Origin of the sequence: uncultured Paenalcaligenes sp. (assembly GCF_947630565.1) — a bacterium.
Classification (GTDB): Bacteria; Pseudomonadota; Gammaproteobacteria; order Burkholderiales; family Burkholderiaceae_B; genus Paenalcaligenes; species Paenalcaligenes faecalis.
In genome coordinates this window covers 1-19,341 of record NZ_CANRIC010000019.1, presented here as the reverse complement: position 1 = coordinate 19,341, position 19,341 = coordinate 1, and the positions used below count along the sequence as shown (strand labels likewise).

General features: G+C 46.2%; 19 protein-coding genes. 15 read left to right on the top strand and 4 right to left on the bottom strand.

The window, feature by feature from the left end; translation table 11 throughout:
- Positions 1 to 3 precede the first annotated feature (3 nt).
- Positions 4 to 981, bottom strand: coding sequence for a homoserine kinase (locus tag Q0Z62_RS05475; RefSeq protein ID WP_298051854.1), 978 nt, complete (start codon positions 979 to 981; stop codon positions 4 to 6).
- A gap of 153 nt (positions 982 to 1,134) precedes the next feature.
- On the opposite strand from Q0Z62_RS05475, the gene dusA reads away from it, so the two are divergent.
- Entirely contained in the window at positions 1,135 to 2,166 is a 1,032-nt protein-coding gene (gene dusA / locus Q0Z62_RS05470; RefSeq protein WP_298051921.1) for a tRNA dihydrouridine(20/20a) synthase DusA, read from the top strand.
- On the opposite strand, the gene Q0Z62_RS05465 is transcribed toward dusA, so the two are convergent.
- The 3 genes from Q0Z62_RS05465 to Q0Z62_RS05455 all read right to left on the bottom strand — a co-directional run bounded on the left by Q0Z62_RS05465 (position 2,132) and on the right by Q0Z62_RS05455 (position 5,063).
- A complete protein-coding gene (locus Q0Z62_RS05465) occupies positions 2,132 to 3,190 on the bottom strand; it encodes a nitronate monooxygenase (RefSeq protein ID WP_298051848.1) in 1,059 nt (352 codons plus the stop codon). The genes dusA and Q0Z62_RS05465 overlap by 35 nt on opposite strands.
- Before the next feature lie 87 nt (positions 3,191 to 3,277).
- Complete coding sequence (locus tag Q0Z62_RS05460) at positions 3,278 to 3,733, bottom strand: CBS domain-containing protein (protein WP_298051843.1); 456 nt, start codon at positions 3,731 to 3,733, stop codon at positions 3,278 to 3,280.
- The gene (locus Q0Z62_RS05455) at positions 3,717 to 5,063 is read right to left on the bottom strand and encodes a YihY family inner membrane protein (protein ID WP_298051841.1); all 1,347 of its coding nucleotides are present in this window, start codon (positions 5,061 to 5,063) and stop codon (positions 3,717 to 3,719) included. Before Q0Z62_RS05455 ends, Q0Z62_RS05460 begins: the two co-directional genes overlap by 17 nt.
- Before the next feature lie 86 nt (positions 5,064 to 5,149).
- On the opposite strand from Q0Z62_RS05455, the gene Q0Z62_RS05450 reads away from it, so the two are divergent.
- The 14 genes from Q0Z62_RS05450 to Q0Z62_RS05385 form a co-directional block, all read left to right on the top strand.
- On the top strand, positions 5,150 to 5,554 hold the full coding sequence (locus Q0Z62_RS05450; protein ID WP_298051838.1) for a DUF2069 domain-containing protein: 405 nt from the start codon (positions 5,150 to 5,152) through the stop codon (positions 5,552 to 5,554).
- Positions 5,551 to 7,014, top strand: a complete 1,464-nt coding sequence (locus Q0Z62_RS05445; RefSeq protein WP_269901872.1) for a YdiU family protein — start codon at positions 5,551 to 5,553, stop codon at positions 7,012 to 7,014. Before Q0Z62_RS05450 ends, Q0Z62_RS05445 begins: the two co-directional genes overlap by 4 nt.
- Before the next feature lie 71 nt (positions 7,015 to 7,085).
- Complete coding sequence (gene aroC, locus Q0Z62_RS05440; protein ID WP_298051836.1) at positions 7,086 to 8,174, top strand: chorismate synthase; 1,089 nt, start codon at positions 7,086 to 7,088, stop codon at positions 8,172 to 8,174.
- A complete protein-coding gene (locus Q0Z62_RS05435; RefSeq protein ID WP_269901874.1) occupies positions 8,171 to 8,995 on the top strand; it encodes a M48 family metalloprotease in 825 nt (274 codons plus the stop codon). The genes aroC and Q0Z62_RS05435 overlap by 4 nt, the downstream gene beginning before the upstream one ends.
- Positions 8,996 to 9,156: 161 nt before the next feature.
- Positions 9,157 to 10,560 (top strand): 3-isopropylmalate dehydratase large subunit, encoded by a 1,404-nt coding sequence (gene leuC / locus Q0Z62_RS05430; protein ID WP_298051833.1) that lies wholly within the window; start codon positions 9,157 to 9,159, stop codon positions 10,558 to 10,560.
- Between the two features lie 14 nt (positions 10,561 to 10,574).
- Positions 10,575 to 11,225 (top strand): 3-isopropylmalate dehydratase small subunit, encoded by a 651-nt coding sequence (gene leuD / locus Q0Z62_RS05425; protein WP_269901876.1) that lies wholly within the window; start codon positions 10,575 to 10,577, stop codon positions 11,223 to 11,225.
- A 36-nt stretch (positions 11,226 to 11,261) separates the two neighbouring features.
- Positions 11,262 to 12,335, top strand: a complete 1,074-nt coding sequence (gene leuB / locus Q0Z62_RS05420) for a 3-isopropylmalate dehydrogenase (RefSeq protein ID WP_298051829.1) — start codon at positions 11,262 to 11,264, stop codon at positions 12,333 to 12,335.
- Positions 12,336 to 12,365: 30 nt separating this feature from the next.
- A complete protein-coding gene (asd, locus tag Q0Z62_RS05415) occupies positions 12,366 to 13,487 on the top strand; it encodes an aspartate-semialdehyde dehydrogenase (RefSeq protein ID WP_269901878.1) in 1,122 nt (373 codons plus the stop codon).
- Positions 13,488 to 13,489: 2 nt separating this feature from the next.
- Positions 13,490 to 15,010, top strand: coding sequence for a FimV family protein (locus tag Q0Z62_RS05410; RefSeq protein WP_298051824.1), 1,521 nt, complete (start codon positions 13,490 to 13,492; stop codon positions 15,008 to 15,010).
- The gene (gene truA, locus Q0Z62_RS05405; RefSeq protein ID WP_269901880.1) at positions 15,011 to 15,820 is read left to right on the top strand and encodes a tRNA pseudouridine(38-40) synthase TruA; all 810 of its coding nucleotides are present in this window, start codon (positions 15,011 to 15,013) and stop codon (positions 15,818 to 15,820) included.
- Positions 15,821 to 15,947: 127 nt separating this feature from the next.
- Positions 15,948 to 16,577, top strand: a complete 630-nt coding sequence (locus tag Q0Z62_RS05400) for a TRAP transporter small permease subunit (RefSeq protein WP_269901881.1) — start codon at positions 15,948 to 15,950, stop codon at positions 16,575 to 16,577.
- Positions 16,577 to 18,244 (top strand): TRAP transporter large permease subunit, encoded by a 1,668-nt coding sequence (locus Q0Z62_RS05395; RefSeq protein WP_298051918.1) that lies wholly within the window; start codon positions 16,577 to 16,579, stop codon positions 18,242 to 18,244. The genes Q0Z62_RS05400 and Q0Z62_RS05395 overlap by 1 nt, the downstream gene beginning before the upstream one ends.
- Positions 18,245 to 18,309: 65 nt before the next feature.
- Positions 18,310 to 18,969 (top strand): phosphoribosylanthranilate isomerase, encoded by a 660-nt coding sequence (locus Q0Z62_RS05390; protein WP_298051818.1) that lies wholly within the window; start codon positions 18,310 to 18,312, stop codon positions 18,967 to 18,969.
- 47 nt (positions 18,970 to 19,016) lie between these two features.
- On the top strand, positions 19,017 to 19,341 hold a 325-nt coding region (locus Q0Z62_RS05385), incomplete at its 3' end, for a prolipoprotein diacylglyceryl transferase family protein (protein WP_298051815.1).

Sequence of the window (19,341 nt, the reverse complement as noted above, 5' to 3'; positions counted from 1 at the left end):
GCGTTATCCTAGTAACTCTTCAAGAGAATGCTGTGATTGACGACGTTGGATTAAAACGCGCTCAAAGTGCGTGGGGTCGTGTGGTTTTAGGGTCTGAGCCGGACGAGGCAAGAAAAAATCATACAAACGCGATACCCAAAATCGCAAGGCAGCGGCTTGTAGCACGAGGGGCCACACGTTTTTTTCGGCTTCAGTAAAGGGGCGAATCTCTGCATAGGCCTTAAGCCAAGCGGTTAATAGCTCTAGTTTAAACGCACCCGTTTCTCTTTCGATACACCAGTCATTAACACTGACAGCCACATCAAAGATCCAGGTGTCGCAACCGGCAAAATAAAAATCAATAAAACCACCCATGATAGGATTTTCATCGGAACCCGCAAAAAGCACATTATCACGGAACAAGTCACAGTGGGCTGGGCCGAAAGGTAGCTGCTTAAAAATGTCGCTGTGAAAGAAGGCTTGTTGTTCTACAAGTACGGTTTGAATTAGGTCTGTTTGTGTGCTGGTTAAAAAAGGCAGAACGGCAGGGATGGTTTTTTCCCACCAGGGTAGACTGCGTAAATTAGGTTGGACTATTTTATAGTCTTGGCCTGCTAAGTGCGTTTGCGCTAATGTGGTTGCCGCCAATGCACAATGAGCAGCGGTGGGCTCAGGTACAAAACTACCATCTAAGCGACTTACAATAGCACATGGCTTATCGTGTAATTTTGTCAGGCGTGCGCCGTTCTTGAGTGTTTGTGGCGAAGGAACTGGCACACCTTTTTGAGCTAAATGGTGCATGAGTTCTATATAAAAGGGGAGCTGCTCGTAGGTTAGGACTTCGAACAGGGTCAGTACATATTCCCCTTTTGTTGTATTTAGAAAATAATTGGTGTTTTCAATGCCGGCGCTGATGCCCCGTAAAGAAATGAGTTCGCCCAACTCATAGTTTTGCAATAAATCGCGCGCATCGGCGTCGGTGACAGGAGTAAAAACAGCCATGTGGTTAAAATTATCAATAAAATAGAAACAGCGAGTACGGCCTAATAAGATAGGTCGCCATTATAGGAAATAGCTAGTATAAAGCCTATTACTGCTTATTAGCTTTTGATTACTACATATAGGTATGTTGTGAGTCTACATTCAAATACGGCCTTGAGCCAAACCGATCCCCAGCCTCAGCCCAGCCCATGGGCTTTGTGTGTGGCACCAATGATAGATGTAACGGATCGTTACTGTCGCTATTTTCATCGCTTATTGGCTCCTCATGCTCGTCTTTATACTGAAATGATTACGACTGGAGCCCTAGAGTATGGCGATGTAGAGCGTCATTTGCGTTTTGATGAGTCTGAGCACCCTGTCGCCTTGCAACTAGGGGGCAGTGATAGAGACGCGTTAGTTAGAAGTGCTAAGCTAGGAGAGCAGTGGGGCTATGATGAGATCAACCTGAACTGTGGCTGTCCTTCTGATCGAGTTCTAAAAGGATCATTTGGAGCCAGTCTCATGAACCAACCTTTGCTCGTCGCTGACTGCTTAAAAGCCATGCAAGACGCTGTGGGCGTGCCGGTTACAGTAAAACATCGCCTTGGCTTGGACTATAACGAGTCTTATGATTTTGTGCGTGATTTTGTAGGTCTTCAATATCAGGTAGGGGTGCGGGTCTTTATTGTTCATGCGCGCAATGCGGTTTTGAAAGGGCTGTCCCCTAAGGAAAATCGGGATGTGCCACCCTTACGTTATGATATGGCTGCCCAGCTAACCACCGATTTTCCTGATGCGATTTTTGTATTGAACGGGGGAATTAATACGGTAGAGCAGTCTGTACAGCACCTGAACACCTTTGATGGTGTAATGATAGGCAGAGCAGCGTGGCATACGCCAGCTGTGTTGGGTCAGATGCATGATGCGATCTGGCCTCGTACTCCCCGTCTGTCCGAAGACGCAGTACTACACGCTATGCATGCATATTTACAGGCTGAGCTTGCAACTGGGGTGCGCCCTCGACAGATTACTAAGGCAATGTTGGGGTGGGCTCATGGTAAAAAAGGCGCTCGTCAATGGCGACGCCATCTCTCTGACCCAGATCAAATGGCCCGTAATGATGCGGCAGTACTGCTAGAAGCATGGGATCAGCTTTTGCAGGCTGCAGCTGTTAATGATCTAGAGCCACCTGCAACTCTGCTTTAAGCTGCTGCATTAAATCAGTAGCTAGTAAAGCACGGGCTAAAGGCGCACCTTGACCAGCCCAATGAGCGGCAAAGTCATGACAGCCTTGTTTGCTAGCCGCTGCATGTAAGGCTTTGGCTGCACTGTAGGCGATCGGGTAGTCTGGGACATATTCAATGAATTCATGTACTTCTTCATGCATGCGGTTTTTAATACCACGTGCCGGTCTGCCCGAGATAACGGCTGTAAGGGTAGTTTGAAAAGCATTAATGGATTGTAAATTAGCTCGGTAATGTTCGTCGGCAGCTGATTCTGGGCATAAAATAAAAGCGGTTCCCATTTGAGCTAATTCTGCACCTAGGTGAAGAGCTGCCGCAATGCTAGAGCCAGTCATAATACCGCCTGCAGCAATTAAAGGGAGTTTGATATATTGCCGCAGTACCGGCAGCAAACTAAAAAGTCCTATTTGCTGGTCGGTATCGGGATGTAGAATACCTCGATGCCCCCCAGCCTCAATGCCTTGCGCAATAATGGCATTAATGTTGGCCTCTTGTAGGCTTAGCGCCTCGTAAAGGTTCGTGGCGCAGCCCCAGACTTGAATACCTGCTGCTTGCAGTCGTGTAATTGCTTGCGCATCAGGTAATCCGAAATGAAAGCTAACCACAGCAGGTTTCTCTAGGCAGAGCATATCAATAAGCGCTTCATTATTCACTGCACTTTGATAGGGGGCGTGTAGTGACGTTGGAGCGACCGCTTTAAACTCTGCAAAGTAAGGCTCTAACAAGGCTAACCATTGCTGCTCTTGGGCAGGAAAGGGTTGGGTTGGTTGATGAGCAAAAAAATTAACATTGAAAGGACCTGAGGTTTGTGCTTTTAATTGTTGGATTTGCTCTTGAGCGTGTTGGGTGCTGAGATGACCTAAACCCAATGAGCCTAGACCTCCTGCATTACTGACAGCAGCTGCCAAAGCAACTGTAGAGACGCCCGCCATCGGGGCTTGAACGATAGGGGTATGCAGCGAGAGCTGGGTTAGTAAGGTCGTCATAGCTCGTTATGAAAACAAAAATAAATAAAAAAATACCTCAATCAATATACCTGTTATTGATTGAGGTGTGATGACAGCGTATTGAGTCTATTTGTCTGATAGGGTGTCAGTAGGCCAGTCACGAATATAGGCTTTCAGCATGTTGTTCTCAAACTGCTGCGCCTCAACAATGGCTTTAGCCAAGTCATAAAAAGAGATTACCCCTTGTAGAACGGGACCATCCATAACTGGTAGGTAACGGGCATGTTTTTCCAACATCAAACGTTGAACTTCGTCTGCACTGGTATTAGGTGTTACGCTAATCGGGGCGTCATCCATAATACTGCGTACGGTGTAGGTGTTGCCTTTAGTGCCATGAGTATGTAGATGGCGAATGATTTCTCTGAAGGTCAACATGCCGACTAGCTCGCCATGTTCCATCACCACCAATGAGCCAATGTCTTGTTCACTCATGACCTCGATGGCTTGAGTGATAGGCATGTCTGGCGTAGCGGTGTAGAGGATATCCCCTTTGACTCGTAGAATTTCACTGACTTTCAACATAATGATCTCCTTGGTGTTTGCTGGTAACAAGCATTTCTTTTTCTATTTGCTTGCTGGACAAGTGTATTTTATCAGGATTGACGAGCAAGGTATTTAACATAAGCGCTGGATTGGCCACGCTAACATTAATTAATTCAACCATGCTAGAGGCGACGGCAGTATCCGCTTGGTTGCGATCCACTAAAAGCGTATCAACCAGAGGTGCTAAGGGAGTAATAGCTGGATCACAGGCTAATACCCAACGCTCCTCCTCTTTTTCTATTGTATTTACGACATAACCGAGTTGTTTTAAGGTGGTCAGTAAATCAGCTAGGTCAGAAGGGTTACGTTTTAGGGTGCTACTTATGTCATCAAGCGTTAAGCCTAGCGGTGTTTGGGCTCGTTTTTTCCATAATAAAGCCAATAAAGACAGCGCGTTGAGATATTTTGCTCCTGGCTGGTGTGTGCTAATCCAGTTGCGACGACGTAAACTGGGTAGGGTAGCGACTAAGCTAGCCCCTAATAATACGACTAACCAAGAGAGATACATCCACATTAAAAAGATAGGTAAGGTAGCAAATGCGCCATATATCAATGTGTATGTAGGAAATTGCTTTAAGTAAAAGGCAAAGCCTTGTTTTAGAATTTCAAGTAAAAGTGTCGTGACAACCCCACCTACAATGGCATCACGCCACAGCACCTTTCTGTTTGGCACGTAGGCAAATAGTGCACTAAAAGCCATAACGGTGATTAAAAAAGGAACATACGACAAGGCAAAAGAGGTCAAGGTTGACAGGCTACCTATATAACCAAAGGATTCTTGTGCTAGAACGGTACTGGCCCATAGGCTTGCACCCATGACGATGGGGCCCAAGGAAATGATGGCCCAATACACCAAAATACGTTGTGCCAGTGGACGTTTTTCCGTGACATACCAAATGGCATTAAATGTTTCGTCAATGGTTGATAGCAGCATAATTGACGTAATAATCAAAAATAAGCTACCAATAGCGGTTAGGCTAGATGCTTTGGCGGCAAAGTCATTGAGGTACTCCATCACGTTCTCAGAGACGGCCTCCGGCATCAGGCTAGAGGTCAGAAAACCTTGTAGGGCATCTCTAAAATCATTAAATAATGGAAAGGCGGTAAACAGTGACAACACGACGGCTAATAAAGGCACAATAGCCAAAATAGTCGTAAAGGTTAAGCTAGAGGCGACTTGAGTTAGGTTGCGTTGCAAAAGTCGTTCTACAATAAAGGCGGTACTTTCTTTGGCGTTATGCCACCAAGAAGGCTCAACGGCTATTTCTTTTTGATTTGAGGCTGTGGCGCTAGGCGCTTTAGTAGTCATGAATATGAACTCCACTCCAGACGTTTTTAGTAAGACTTTACCTGTGCTTACATTTTAAGGGCTGTGCATCCAGCGATAATAACAGTATGAAACCGCAATTAAATCCTATTTTGTATCGAGTTGCTGCGCTTGCGCTAGTTGGCTTAATCATTCTTTGCCTTGTGTGGGAGCTGTTTATTGCTCCTATACGACCCGGCGGCTCTTATTTGGTGTTAAAGGTGATTCCGTTATTATTCCCTTTGCGAGGAGTACTCAAAGGGAATAATTACACCATGCAATGGTCTTCTATGCTTGTTTTGTTGTATTTCATGGAAGGCGTGACACGGGCTTGGTCTGATCCGAATCCGATGTCGGTATATATGGCCTATATAGAAATTGTATTATCTTTTGTTTTTTATGCATGCGCACTTTATTATCTTTGGCCTGCTAAAAAACTGGCGAAAAAGCATAAAAAAGAACAACAGGCTGCCACCTTGGAGTCCACTAAATGAGCCCATTATTTGACCCTTCATTAATTACGAATCATTTCGCAGAGTTGGGCTCCGCTTTTTATACGCGACTGGATCCGCAGGGCTTAACAGCACCTCGCTTGTTACATGCTAATAACGCTTTGGCTCAGTCCATCGGATTAACGAGTGATGCCATCCAGAGTGTGAGTTTTGTGCAAACGATGGCGGGTAATCAACCCTTACCTAATGGGAAAACGCTAGCAGCTGTGTACAGTGGGCACCAGTTTGGTCACTGGGCGGGGCAGCTAGGAGATGGTCGGGCTCATTTGCTCGGGGCCGTGCAGACAGACTCAGGGCCATTAGAAATACAGCTTAAAGGGGCGGGTTTAACGCCTTACTCCCGAATGGGGGATGGTCGAGCTGTCTTGCGTTCTTCAATTCGAGAGTATTTAGCAAGTCAAGCTATGACAGGCTTAGGCATTCCGACGACGCAGGCTTTAGCTATCGTGGTGTCGGATGATCCAGTCTACAGAGAAACCGTTGAGACGGCTGCCGTTGTGGCTCGTACCGCACCTAGTTTTATTCGCTTTGGCTCGTTTGAGCATTGGGCAAACCATCCAAAGCAATTAGTACAGCTTTTGCATTATGTGGTCGATCATTTTTATCCGAAAGTTGGGACGCCAGGACTAAGTTCTGATGCGCAGTTGGTGCAGGGTGTATTGCGCGAGGTGGTTCGGCGTAGTGCGCAGCTGGTTGCGCATTGGCAAACAGTCGGATTCTGTCATGGGGTGATGAATACCGATAACATGTCAATACTGGGGTTGACCATTGATTACGGGCCGTATGCTTTTATTGATGGATTTAAGATCGACTATATTTGTAATCGCACGGATCAAGGGGGGCGTTATGCTTGGTTTAGACAACCTTCCATCGTGCATTGGAATTTAGCACGCTTAGCCAGCTGTTTTTTAGATATATGTACAGAGGCAGAGTTGCAAGAGGTATTAGGCCACTATGAAAATGATTATTTATTGCAATACCATTCGAACTTACAGCAAAAATTTGGTTTTGATCAATGGCGTAGTGGCGATGAAGTGCTTGCCAATGACTGGTGGCAATTGTTGCATGATCATCAAGCCGATCTTACTCTGAGTTTCAGATCACTGAGCACCGTGTTTGAGCATCCTGATGCTTGGCTAGCTTTATTTGAACACAGCGCTGCTGCTCAAGCTTGGCTACAGCGTTATGTACAGCGCAGTCAACAAAACCAACAGACCTTGTCAGCACGATTACAACAGATGAATCAACACAATCCGTTATATGTGTTGCGTAATCATTTAGCTCAAATTGCCATCGACGCCGCCCAAAAGGGAGATGTCGAGCCCTTGGATCGCTTATTTAAGGTGTTAGCGCAACCTTATGAGTGGCAAGAGGGTTACGATGATTTGGCATTACCTCCGACTGCAGATCAATTATTGCCTGCGCTAAGTTGTTCTTCTTAGTGTGACGACGACGTTATTTGGGTATGATTGATCCCAATAAAAATTAATTAACTTTTGGATTTGAATTTGTTATGGCGGCCAACACATTAGGGAAATTGTTTCGGGTAACGAATTATGGCGAATCACATGGCCCTGCCATTGGGGCAGTGATTGATGGGTGTCCTCCTGGTTTAGCTTTATCTGAAGCCGATATACAGTTGGAGTTAGATCGTCGTCGTCCCGGGACTTCACGGCATGTGACGCAGCGTCAAGAGGCGGATCAAGTAGAGATTTTATCGGGTGTGTATCAAGGTAAAACCACAGGAACGCCAATTAGCTTATTGATTCGCAATACCGATGCCCGTAGCAAGGATTATGGCAATATTGTAGATACCTTTAGGCCTGGTCATGCTGACTATGCGTATTGGCGTAAATATGGCATTAGAGACCCACGTGGCGGAGGCCGTTCCTCTGCTCGTTTAACCGCTCCTACGGTCGCTGCAGGTGCCATTGCTAAAAAATGGTTATCTGAGCAGTTTGGCGTGTTAATTCGGGGGTACATGAGTCAGCTAGGCCCCATTGTGATTCCCTTTCAATCATGGGATGAGGTTGCGAACAATCCTTTTTATGCTCCTAATGCGGATGTAGTCCCTGAACTAGAGGTCTATATGGATGCATTGCGTAAAGACGGGGACTCGATTGGGGCGCGTATCGAAGTGGTCGCGGAACACGTTCCCGCTGGATTAGGGGAGCCTATCTATGCCCGTATTGATGCAGAGATTGCGTATGCCATGATGGGGTTAAACGCCGTCAAAGGGGTTGAGATTGGGGCTGGCTTTGAGTCTGTTTCACAGCGGGGCTCAGAGCATGGGGATGCGATTACGCCCACTGGTTTTGAGTCGAATCATGCTGGTGGTATTTTAGGGGGTATCTCGACTGGTCAGAATATTGAGGTGTCTTTGGCGATTAAGCCTACTTCCAGTATTCGCATCAAGCGCCCCTCGATCAATCAGGCCGGCGAGCCGGTCGAGGTGCAGACTTTAGGTCGGCATGATCCATGTGTGGGGATTCGGGCTACCCCGATTGCGGAAAGCTTGTTAGCTATTGTGATTATGGATCAGTTGTTGCGTCAACGTGCGCAGTGCGGCAGTGATTGGCTAGCCCCAGAGGAGGTAGAATGAAGGTATTAGCGAGGAAAATTAAAGGCTTAGCATTAGTCTCAGGTGCTAGCTTCTTGGTGGCGTGTACAGCGATGGATACGACTGGAACAGGCACCGTAGGGATTGAACGCAAGCAATACATGTCGAGCTTGGTGTCCGAGGCTGAACTAAATCAGACAGCAACTCAGCAATACAACCAAATGGTAAGCCAAGCACGTGCGCAATCGGCGTTAGATGTGAATCAGGCCCAAACAAAGCGGGTTCGCACTATTGCACAGCGCTTAATTCAGCAGGTGGGTGTTTTTAGACCAGATGCACAAAACTGGGCGTGGGAGATTCATGTCTTTAATAGCAATGAGGTAAATGCGTGGTGTATGCCTGGTGGGAAAATGGCGGTATACACGGGTCTCATCAATAAAACCAAAGCCACTGATGACGAGCTAGCTGCGGTAATTGGTCACGAGATGGCGCATGCGCTTCGAGAGCACTCCCGCGAGCAAATGTCACAACAGATGGCGACTAATATCGGCTTGTCTGTACTTTCTGCCGTGGTGGGTAGCTCCCTAGTCAATGATTTAGGTGGCACCTTGACCAATGTGATGTTTAATCTGCCTAATAGCCGCACCCATGAAATGGAGGCTGATCGCTTAGGGGTAGAGCTTGCAGCACGTGCAGGATATGATCCTCGGGCTGCCGTGACCTTATGGCAAAAAATGGCGCAGGTAGGTGGTGATAGCCCTCCTGAATTTTTGTCTACTCATCCCTCACCCGCTTCTCGTATTAATGATTTGCAAATTGCAGCACAGCGTGTAATGCCGTTGTATGAGCAGAATAAAAGATAACTAACACCCATGACCGTGCTTACCGAGATTGAGCACGGTTTTTTTACAGTCTTATTATCCTATTATTATTTATACCAGTATATGTATTGGTCTTGTACCGGTTTAAAATAGGGGCATAATAAAACGTACTTATTGCACTTTTAATTTTTGGCGAGACTCAAATGGCTAAAACCTTATACGATAAATTATTTGATTCGCATGTGATTCACCGCGAAGATGATGGCACCTGTTTGATTTATATTGATCGTCAATTATTGCACGAGGTCACCAGCCCCCAAGCCTTTGAAGGCCTAGAGTTAGCTGGTCGTAAACCTTGGCGTATTAGTGCGAACTTAGCTGTAGCCGATCATAATGTGCCTACTACTTCACGCGCGGCAGGTATCGAAGACCCTATCTCTAAATTACAAGTAGATACCTTAGAGAAAAACTGTCAAAAACACGGTATTACTTTGTTTGACATGAATGATAGGCGCCAAGGAATCGTGCATATTATTGGACCAGAGCAAGGGGCAACCTTACCAGGCATGACCGTAGTATGTGGTGATTCTCATACCAGTACACACGGTGCAGTAGGGGCGTTGGCTTTTGGTATTGGTACCTCAGAGGTCGAGCACGTATTAGCAACCCAAACCTTAGTCATGAAAAAAAGCAAGAGCATGTTGGTTAAGGTAAATGGCAAGCTTCCTTTTGGCTGTACTGCTAAAGATTTAATTTTGTATGTGATTGGCAAAATTGGTACGGCTGGTGGGACAGGTTATGCGATTGAGTTTGCTGGCAGTGCGATGGCTGATCTCAGCATGGAAGGCCGCATGACGGTATGTAATATGGCAATCGAAGCCGGGGCTCGTTCCGGTATGGTAGCCGTAGATAATAAAACCATTGATTACTTCCGTGGTCGCCCTTACGCACCGACTGGCGTGCTTTGGGATCAGGCGGTAGCCTATTGGAAAACCCTTCATTCTGATGAAGGTGCTCAGTTTGATAAGGTCATTGAGTTAAATGCGGCAGATATTGCTCCTCAGGTGACATGGGGAACCTCACCAGAAATGGTATTGGATATTACTCAAAGTGTGCCAGATCCAGATAAAGAAAAAGATGATGTGACACGTGACGGTATGATCCGAGCATTGGAGTACATGGGGTTAAATCCCATGCAGCCTATTACTGATGTGCGTATTGATAAAGTGTTTATTGGCTCCTGTACGAATGCACGTATTGAAGACTTACGTGATGCGGCCCAAGTTGCTCGAGGCCGCAAGGTCGCTGCGAATGTAAAGCAAGCCATGATTGTGCCGGGCTCAGGATTGGTGAAAATGCAGGCCGAAAAAGAAGGGTTGGACAAAATCTTCCTTGAGGCAGGATTTGAATGGCGTGAGCCTGGTTGCTCCATGTGTTTAGCCATGAATGCGGACCGACTTGATCCTGGTGAGCGTTGTGCTGCTACGTCAAACCGTAACTTTGAGGGTCGTCAAGGTATGGGAGGTCGTACCCATTTGGTGAGCCCTGCTATGGCTGCTGCTGCCGCTATTGCCGGTCATTTTGTTGATGTCCGTAACTACAACTAACTCAAGGAATCCTCATGCAAGCATTTACTACACATAAAGGATTGGTGGCTCCCTTAGATCGTGAAAACGTCGATACGGACTTAATCATTCCTAAACAGTTTTTAAAATCCATTAAACGCACTGGTTTTGGTCCAAATCTATTTGATGAGCTAAGGTATTTGGATCATGGTGAGCCTGGTATGGATAATGATGCCAGACCTAAAAACCCGGACTTTGTCTTGAACCAAAGTCGCTACCAAGGTGCTTCTATTTTATTAGCGCGTAAAAACTTTGGCTGTGGCTCTAGTCGTGAACATGCTCCTTGGGCTTTATTGCAGTATGGATTCAGAGCCATTATTGCACCTTCATTTGCAGATATTTTCTTCAATAATAGTTTTAAAAATGGCTTGTTACCCATTGTGTTGTCTGAACTACAGGTGGCGCGTCTATTTGATGAGGTTAAAGCGTTCCCCGGTTATGAACTAACAGTTGATTTAGCACGTCAGGTCGTGGTGTCGCCGTCCGGAGAGGAGTTTGCTTTTGAGATTGATGCCTCACGTAAAAACTCGTTGTTAAATGGTTTAGATGAAATTGGTCAGACACTACAAAAAGCAGACCAAATTAAACAATTTGAGGCCGAACGCTTAGCACGCCACCCTTGGCTTGTTGCTGATGCTTTGGCCTAATGTAAGACAAATAAAAACCCATTAAGGATCATAATAATGACTCAGATTGCTGTATTAGCTGGTGATGGTATTGGTCAAGAGATCACCACTCAAGCGGCTCGTGTACTTCAAGCCGTTGCCCCTGATTTAACCTTAGTTGAGGCACCTGTTGGCGGTGCTGCGTATGACTTACATGGTCATCCTCTACCCCAAGAAACATTGGATTTAGCTCAAAATTCGGCTGCTATTCTATTTGGTGCCGTCGGTGACTGGAAGTATGACTCCCTCGCTCGTGAGTTACGCCCTGAGCAGGCTATTTTAGGTTTGCGCAAAGCCATGGGATTGTTTGCGAACTTCCGTCCGGCCATTTTGTACCCACAGTTAGCGGCTGCATCTAGCTTAAAACCAGAGATTGTGTCTGGCTTGGATATTTTGATTATTCGTGAGTTGACTGGGGATATTTACTTTGGTCAGCCTCGTGGTGTACGTACACTAGAAGACGGGCCTTTTGCTGGTGATAAACAAGGTTACGACACCATGATGTATGCGGAAACGGAAATTCGCCGCATTGCGAAAGTCGCGTTTGAGGCAGCTCAAAAGCGCAATAAAAAACTATGCAGTGTGGATAAGGCAAACGTCTTAGAAACCTCACAGTTATGGCGCGATGTAATCATCGACGTCGCAAAGGACTATCCTGATGTAGAATTAAGCCATATGTATGTGGATAATGCTGCTATGCAGCTGGTGCGCGCGCCCAAAGAGTTCGATGTGATCGTTACGGGAAATATCTTTGGTGACATTTTGTCAGACGAGGCCGCAATGTTAACGGGTTCGATTGGTATGTTGCCTTCGGCCTCTCTCAATGCATCGAATCAAGGACTATATGAGCCTAGCCATGGCTCCGCTCCTGATATTGCCGGTCAGAATAAAGCCAATCCCTTGGCTACCATTCTTTCTGCTGCAATGCTGTTGCGTTATTCCTTAGGTCGCGAAGCCGAAGCTCAACGCATTGAAAAAGCGGTTGCTACAGTCTTAGAACAAGGCTTGCGCACCGCGGACATTTATAGCGAAGGCACACAGCTAGTTGGCACGTCTGAAATGGGCGACGCAGTATTAAACGCATTGAATTAAAGCCCTTTTTTATTTGTTAGGTGATTTTTCATGAAAAAAGCAGTAGGTTTAATCGGTTGGCGCGGTATGGTGGGCTCAGTGCTCATGCAACGTATGCGTGATGAAAACGACTTCTCCTTATTTGAACCCGTTTTCTTTTCTACAAGTAATGCCGGTGGCGCAGCACCTAGCTGGGCTGATGGTGCAGGTCCCCTCCAAGATGCTTATGATATTGAGGCATTAAAAAAATTACCGATTATTCTTACTGCTCAGGGTGGCGACTACACGACTGAGGTTTATCCAAAACTGCGTGCTGCAGGTTGGGACGGCCTATGGATTGATGCTGCCAGTACATTGCGTATGGAAGAGGACTCCATTATTGTTTTGGATCCCATTAATCGTGACGTGATTGATAATGGTCTGAACAAAGGCATTAAACAATTCATTGGTGGCAACTGTACCGTGAGTTGTATGTTGATGGGTTTGGGTGGTCTGTTCAAACAAGATTTAGTTGAATGGATGACAACCATGACCTATCAGGCAGCCTCTGGTGGTGGTGCTCAACACATGCGCGAACTCCTTACCCAGTTTGGCGAATTAAACGGCGCAGTTAAATCTCTATTAGACGATCCTGCTGGCGCGATCCTCGATATTGATCGTGGTGTGTTGGCTAAACAAAAGTCTGCAGACCTAGATCATCAACATTTTGGTGTTCCTCTGGGCGGTAACCTAATCCCTTGGATTGACTCCGATATGGGTAATGGCATGTCACGCGAGGAATGGAAGGGTGGTGTAGAAACAAACAAAGTTTTGGGTCATACCACGGACAACTACGTACCTATTGATGGTTTATGTGTGCGTATTGGTGCAATGCGCTCACACAGTCAGGCCTTAACGATTAAGTTACGTAAAGATATTCCCTTGGACGAAATCAGTGACATCATCTCCCAAGGGTCTGCTTGGGCCAAAGTTATTCCCAATGAGCGTCAGCGCACTATGAATGAGCTGACTCCAGTTGCTGTGACTGGCACGATGGATATCCCAGTAGGTCGTATGCGTAAACTAGCGATGGGTAATGATTACCTCAGTGCATTTACTGTGGGTGACCAACTGTTATGGGGCGCAGCAGAGCCTCTACGTCGTATGCTTCGTATTGCTCTTGGGGAACTCTAAGCATGCTCATTCACTGTCGCCGATTATCGGCATGTATCCTAAGTGCAGGTGCGGCGGCAGTGTTCGGCGCACTGAGTGTTCAAGCCGCAACGTTGGGGCATAGCCGTGTGTCATCGTTAGCGCATCAGCCTTTGCGCATAGTGGTACAAATTAAAGGCTTAACGCAGTCTGAGTTAACTAGCTTATCAGCCCAAATAGCTCCGGCTGCAGCATGGCAAGAGGCGGGGCTAACGCCTCCGGTTGGCTTGGACTCATTGAATACGCATTTTATCCCTGGGCCTACCTTGGATAGCATGCAGTTGGTGGTACAGTCAGATCAGCCAGCCCAGAGCAGTGTGTTAGATGTATTGGTTGATATAAAAACTAACATGTCGACTCAACGCCATCAGGTCAGCGTATTACAAGCCCAGCAAAACACTCCCGTTCATTTGGCTGCGGCTGCTTCTGCGCCTAGGGCTACACCACCAACCACGCAAAGTGGGCAGTCAAACTCAGAAAATTCCAGTGCGGCACTCGCTCCAGCGACACAGCAGCTGCAGGTGCGCAAGGGGCAAAATCTGTATGGGATAGCTCGGCAATTACGTCATGCGCTTTACTCTGACCAGCAGATGATGGCGGCATTAGTTCAGGCGAACCCCGAAGCATTCATTCAAGGTAATATGAATTTGCTACGTGCGGGGGCGACACTGACTGTCCCCGATGTTGATACGGTAGCGGCTATTAGTCCACAGCAGGCCCGTCAGTTATACCAGCAGCACTTACAATCGTTTGATGAATACCGTCAGCGCATAGCCAAAGGGCAAAGTGCGACTCCAAATACGACGCCGTCTACACCAGAACCTAGTCCTATACCTGTCTCACCCCAAGTAGAAGACATCAATGCGGGGGCAGATCGTTTGCAGCTTTCTGCTCAGACAGAAAAACAAGCTAAGGCAGATCAGGCCACCGCAGTGACTCAAGAGTTAGCTTATACAGCACAACGTCTGGCTCAGTTGCAGGCGGCAGACTCTACACCAGAGGAAACCGCAACGGATGCGTTGGTTCCCACAGAGCAAACCTTGTCCCAAACGGACAGTGCATCTTCTGAACTCAATGTTTTAGCTTCAGCTCCAGATGTCTCTGCGACAAACACACAGCAGTTAACGGATACGTCTTTACCTGAAACTCAGCAGACCACAGACTCTGCCACGGATTCAGCGTCATCCACAGAAATCACTTCGGACCCGAACTCCATTTCACCTCCTGCGGTTAACACGACACCAGATATTCCATTGGTGAATGAAGCGGCGACAGAGCATACTGCCTCTTGGTTTGATGAGCACTTAACCCGTATTTTATTGGGTGCTTTATTACTGGTGGTGCTGCTCGTTACTTGGATTTTAAGGCGTGGTCACGCGGGGCGTATGGAGTACGCCGAATCCGTACCTTATCATTCCTCTCGGGTACGAGAAAAACTCGATAAAATTAATTTAGATCTTAATTCCCCACCTACGGATGAGGTTGAGTTCAGGGAAATCAAATAAGTGGCACTACAACGAATAGCCTTAGGGCTGTGTTATGACGGTGCGACATGGCATGGGTGGCAAAAACAACCGTCGGGTCGTACCGTACAAGATCAACTGGAAAAGGTATTAAGTCAGTTTTTGGCTGAACCCATTTCTACTATTTGTGCTGGTCGTACAGATACAGGTGTTCATGCTCTGAGTCAAGTTGTGCATTTAGACACGCGCGCACATCGGACTCAAGAGTCTTGGTTACGAGGCATTAATGCGTTGTTACCACCTAGTATTTCTGTGCAATGGGCCAAACCCGTTAGCTCTGAGTTTCATGCCCGCTTTTCCGCGCAAAATAGACGTTATGTGTATGTATTACGCAATGCCCGGATTCGTTCACCCTTATGGCATGGTCGGGTAGGCTGGGTTTATCAGCCTTTGGTGCTAGAGCACATGCGGCAGGCCGCACAGTATTTTTTGGGTGAACATGATTTCAGTGCCTTTAGAGCAGCAGAGTGTCAGGCCGCAAGTCCGGTACGAACCATCACGCAACTTGATATACACCAAAAGGATGAGCTGTTCATTTTTGAGTTTTCTGCCAATGCGTTTTTGCACCACATGATTAGAAACCTGATGGGTTCATTAGTGTATGTGGGGATGCAGCGACAGTCACCAGATTGGATTGTGCACTTATTGCAGCAAAAGGACCGGCACTTATCTGCGCCTACCTTTGCCGCTGATGGGCTGTATCTTGCCGGAGTAGATTATGGTGAACAACATGGGCTACCTCAATCAACAGCACTGCAGTTATGTCAACAACATTTAGGTATTAGTTGGTAGACTAAGCACTGTGGTTTTCCCTAGAGCTTTTCTTTTTTTTTAGTTGTAAGGTGGTGATCGTATAGAATTGTTTGTATCGGATCGTAAACAACCTCATACATCCCATTTTTTGTTGCATGAAACTTTTATGTCATTCTTACTTAAAATCTCGTCACTTATAGACCGCTTGAATCAAGCTGTCGGGAGGGCTGTTGCTTGGCTCACTCTCATCGTGGTGGTGGTCAGTGCGACTAACGCCATTATTCGTAAGGTTTTTAGCATTAGCTCTAACGCGTGGCTAGAGCTGCAATGGTATTTATTTGGTGCCATTTTCTTATTGGCTGCCGGTTACACCTTTTTACGTAATGAACACGTCCGAGTTGATGTGATTGCACAGCGATTTAGTCGTAAAACGCAGACTTACATAGAGATTTTAGGTGTGATTTTTTTCCTACTACCCGCTTGTTTATTGGTGTTTTGGTTGTCTGTTCCTTATTTTTATAAATCCTACGTGCTCTTAGAGCAGTCCTCCAATACAGGCGGTTTAATTCGTTGGCCTGTTAAATTGTTAATACCAGTAGGATTTGGTTTATTGGCTTTGGCTGGGCTCTCGCATTTAATCAAATCCATTGGTTTTTTAATGGGTAAGTGTCCTGATCCGATTGCTCAGGCAGAGGCCATGCAAAAGCCCGAAGAGGATGTGGCAGAGGAAATCCGTAAACATGCCGAAGCCAAACTAGAAGCACATCGTCAACATATTGAAAAGGGTGCCGTATGATGGAGTTTATCATTGCCAATTTGGCACCTATTATGTTCATAAACCTGATTGGTTTTTTACTCTTAGGTTTTCCCGTTGCTTTTACCCTAGCTGCTACAGGGATTTTATATGGGCTAGTTGCCATTGAGTTTAACTTAATGCAGCCTGCTTTATTTCAGGCCTTACCCCAACGTATTTTTGGAATTGTGGCCAATGACACGCTATTAGCTGTCCCGTTCTTTACCCTAATGGGCTTAATTCTTGAGCGCTCGGGTATGGCAGAAGACCTATTGGATACGATTGGTCAGCTCTTTGGCCCAGTGCGTGGTGGCTTAGCGATTGCGGTTGTTTTTGTAGGGGCGATGTTGGCAGCCACGACTGGTGTGATTTCGGCCTCTGTGATTTCGATGGGGCTGATTTCGTTACCTATTATGCTGCGTTATGGCTATGATCGCCGTTTGGCGACGGGTGTCATTGCGGCCTCAGGCACGTTGTCTCAGATTATTCCGCCTTCAATTGTTTTGATCATTTTAGCGGATCAATTGGGTCGTTCCATTGGTGATATGTACCGAGGCGCAATGGTTCCAGGGCTACTGCTGACCTTAGCTTATATTTTATACATTGTTATTCTTGCAATTATTAAGCCCAAGAGTGCGCCAGCCTTACCGGTTGAGGCTCGTATCTACGTAGAGCCTGATGGTAGTCGAGGTCTGCGCTCCTTAATTGTACTGACATTGATAGCAGCAGGAATCTCTTATTTAGGGACAGGTTACTATTTCTCCACCCATGAGAACGCACCCATTGATGAACTCGTTGTCATTGCGTTATTGATATGGGGTGTGGTGGCATTAATTGCTGCGGTAATTAATAAAGGACTGAAACTCGGACTGCTTTCTCAAATTGCTGAGCGTGTTACCTTTGTCATGATTCCCCCTTTGTTCCTCATATTTTTAGTGTTGGGGACAATTTTTATTGGGGTTGCAACACCGACCGAAGGTGGGGCAATGGGCGCAGTCGGTGCTATTATCATGGCGGTTTCACGGGGTCGTTTATCCTTTAAATTGCTCGGTCAGGCCATGAGCTCTACGACTAGACTGTCTTGTTTTGTCGTGTTCATTTTAGTGGGTTCAACTATTTTCAGCCTGAGTTTCCGTGGTATTAATGGGGATCTATGGGTTGAGAGCTTGCTTGTCGATTTGCCTGGTGGAGAAATGGGCTTTTTGATTGTAGTGAGCTTACTCACCTTCTTCTTAGCTTTCTTCTTGGATTTCTTTGAGTTAGCTTTTATTATTGTGCCTCTACTCGGACCCGTCGCCGATAAAATGGGGATTGATTTAATTTGGTTTGGTATTTTGCTAGCCGTAAATATGCAAACCTCATTTATGCATCCGCCGTTTGGTTTTGCTTTGTTCTTCTTACGTTCGGTCGCACCACGCGAAGACTATGTGGATACCATCACAGGAAAACCGGTTAAACGAGTCACTACAGGTGATATTTACTGGGGTTCAGTGCCTTTTATTGTGATTCAGCTGCTAATGGTTGCTGCTGTGCTACTGTTTCCTGGCATGGTCACACACTATAAAGGGACTCAGGTTCAAATTGATCCGTCAGAGATTCAGTTTGGGATTGATAATACCTATGGGGATGAGGGAGGTTATGGCTATGGTGGTGATAGTCCCTTCCAATAATTACTAGATAGATAATCAAAGCAGGCTGGGAATACCAGCCTGTTTTTGTATTTAAGGACACGTATATGAAAAGCACTATAAGGGGACGCACGCGCGTAAAAATGTGTGGATTTACCCGTACTGAGGATATTTATGCGGCGGTGAATGCTGGGGCAGATGCAATTGGCTTTGTGTTCTATCCTAAAAGCAAACGTTATATTTCTGTTGATAAAGCCACAGCACTTTGTCAGGCAGTACCCGCCTTTGTGCAAACAGTCGCTTTATTTGTAAATCCTAGTTCTGCATTTGTAAAACAGGTGATCCGTGAGATGCGTCCTGATTTATTACAGTTTCACGGCGAGGAATCCGTCGCCTTTTGTGAGTCCTTCCATTACCCGTATATACGTGCATTTCGCGTGGGGGCCCCAGGTATGGATAGCCCACACGCCTTATTGACACGCTGTCGTCAGTATGCTTTGGCTAAAGGCTGGTTGTTTGATAGTTTTAGCCCCGCTTATGGTGGCAGTGGCCTTAGTTTTGATGATGCGTTATTACACGAAATTCATGCGCAGCGCCTACCCACCGAGCCTCCTATTATTTTAGCAGGAGGAATTAAGGCAGATAATGTGTTGGGGCAGATTGCATTACATAACCCCTTTGCGATTGATATTAGTAGTGCGATTGAGGAGGCTCCTGGCATTAAAAATCAACAGAAGATGGTTGATTTTATGCAGTTATTGAACTAAGGCCTTTTATCAGTGTCTTATTGGTTCTTTATGGCGGATATAGAACGATGCATGTGATTACCTTAGGTCCCTTATCCATTGAGGCCCGTTTACTATTTGGTTTAATTGCCGTTATGGTGGCCTTTGTGGTTGCTGGTTACTTAGACAAAAAGAAAAACATACGCTTGGAAACTAGCCTATGGATTGTGTTTTTAGTGGCGCTGGTCGCAGGCCGGATGACTTTTGTGGCGCAGTTCTGGTCTCAGTATCAATCCGATTGGATTGCTATGGTAAATGTTCGTGATGGTGGGTTTAGTTGGATTGTTAGTGCCGTAATCGCCGTTTTACTTTTTTTAGTTATAGGCATGAAAAAACCAGCTAGAGCCAAGGGTC

Bases quoted from the DNA above. Each gene is read 5' to 3' on its own strand.
- Q0Z62_RS05475 (WP_298051854.1), bottom strand. From the start codon at position 981: ATGGCTGTTTTTACTCCTGTCACCGACGCCGATGCGCGCGATTTATTG.
- Q0Z62_RS05465 (WP_298051848.1), bottom strand. From the start codon at position 3,190: ATGACGACCTTACTAACCCAGCTCTCGCTGCATACCCCTATCGTTCAA.
- Q0Z62_RS05460 (WP_298051843.1), bottom strand. From the start codon at position 3,733: ATGTTGAAAGTCAGTGAAATTCTACGAGTCAAAGGGGATATCCTCTAC.
- Q0Z62_RS05455 (WP_298051841.1), bottom strand. From the start codon at position 5,063: ATGACTACTAAAGCGCCTAGCGCCACAGCCTCAAATCAAAAAGAAATA.
- Q0Z62_RS05450 (WP_298051838.1), top strand. From the start codon at position 5,150: ATGAAACCGCAATTAAATCCTATTTTGTATCGAGTTGCTGCGCTTGCG.
- Q0Z62_RS05445 (WP_269901872.1), top strand. From the start codon at position 5,551: ATGAGCCCATTATTTGACCCTTCATTAATTACGAATCATTTCGCAGAG.
- aroC (WP_298051836.1), top strand. From the start codon at position 7,086: ATGGCGGCCAACACATTAGGGAAATTGTTTCGGGTAACGAATTATGGC.
- Q0Z62_RS05435 (WP_269901874.1), top strand. From the start codon at position 8,171: ATGAAGGTATTAGCGAGGAAAATTAAAGGCTTAGCATTAGTCTCAGGT.
- leuC (WP_298051833.1), top strand. From the start codon at position 9,157: ATGGCTAAAACCTTATACGATAAATTATTTGATTCGCATGTGATTCAC.
- leuD (WP_269901876.1), top strand. From the start codon at position 10,575: ATGCAAGCATTTACTACACATAAAGGATTGGTGGCTCCCTTAGATCGT.
- leuB (WP_298051829.1), top strand. From the start codon at position 11,262: ATGACTCAGATTGCTGTATTAGCTGGTGATGGTATTGGTCAAGAGATC.
- asd (WP_269901878.1), top strand. From the start codon at position 12,366: ATGAAAAAAGCAGTAGGTTTAATCGGTTGGCGCGGTATGGTGGGCTCA.
- Q0Z62_RS05410 (WP_298051824.1), top strand. From the start codon at position 13,490: ATGCTCATTCACTGTCGCCGATTATCGGCATGTATCCTAAGTGCAGGT.
- Q0Z62_RS05400 (WP_269901881.1), top strand. From the start codon at position 15,948: ATGTCATTCTTACTTAAAATCTCGTCACTTATAGACCGCTTGAATCAA.
- Q0Z62_RS05395 (WP_298051918.1), top strand. From the start codon at position 16,577: ATGGAGTTTATCATTGCCAATTTGGCACCTATTATGTTCATAAACCTG.
- Q0Z62_RS05390 (WP_298051818.1), top strand. From the start codon at position 18,310: ATGAAAAGCACTATAAGGGGACGCACGCGCGTAAAAATGTGTGGATTT.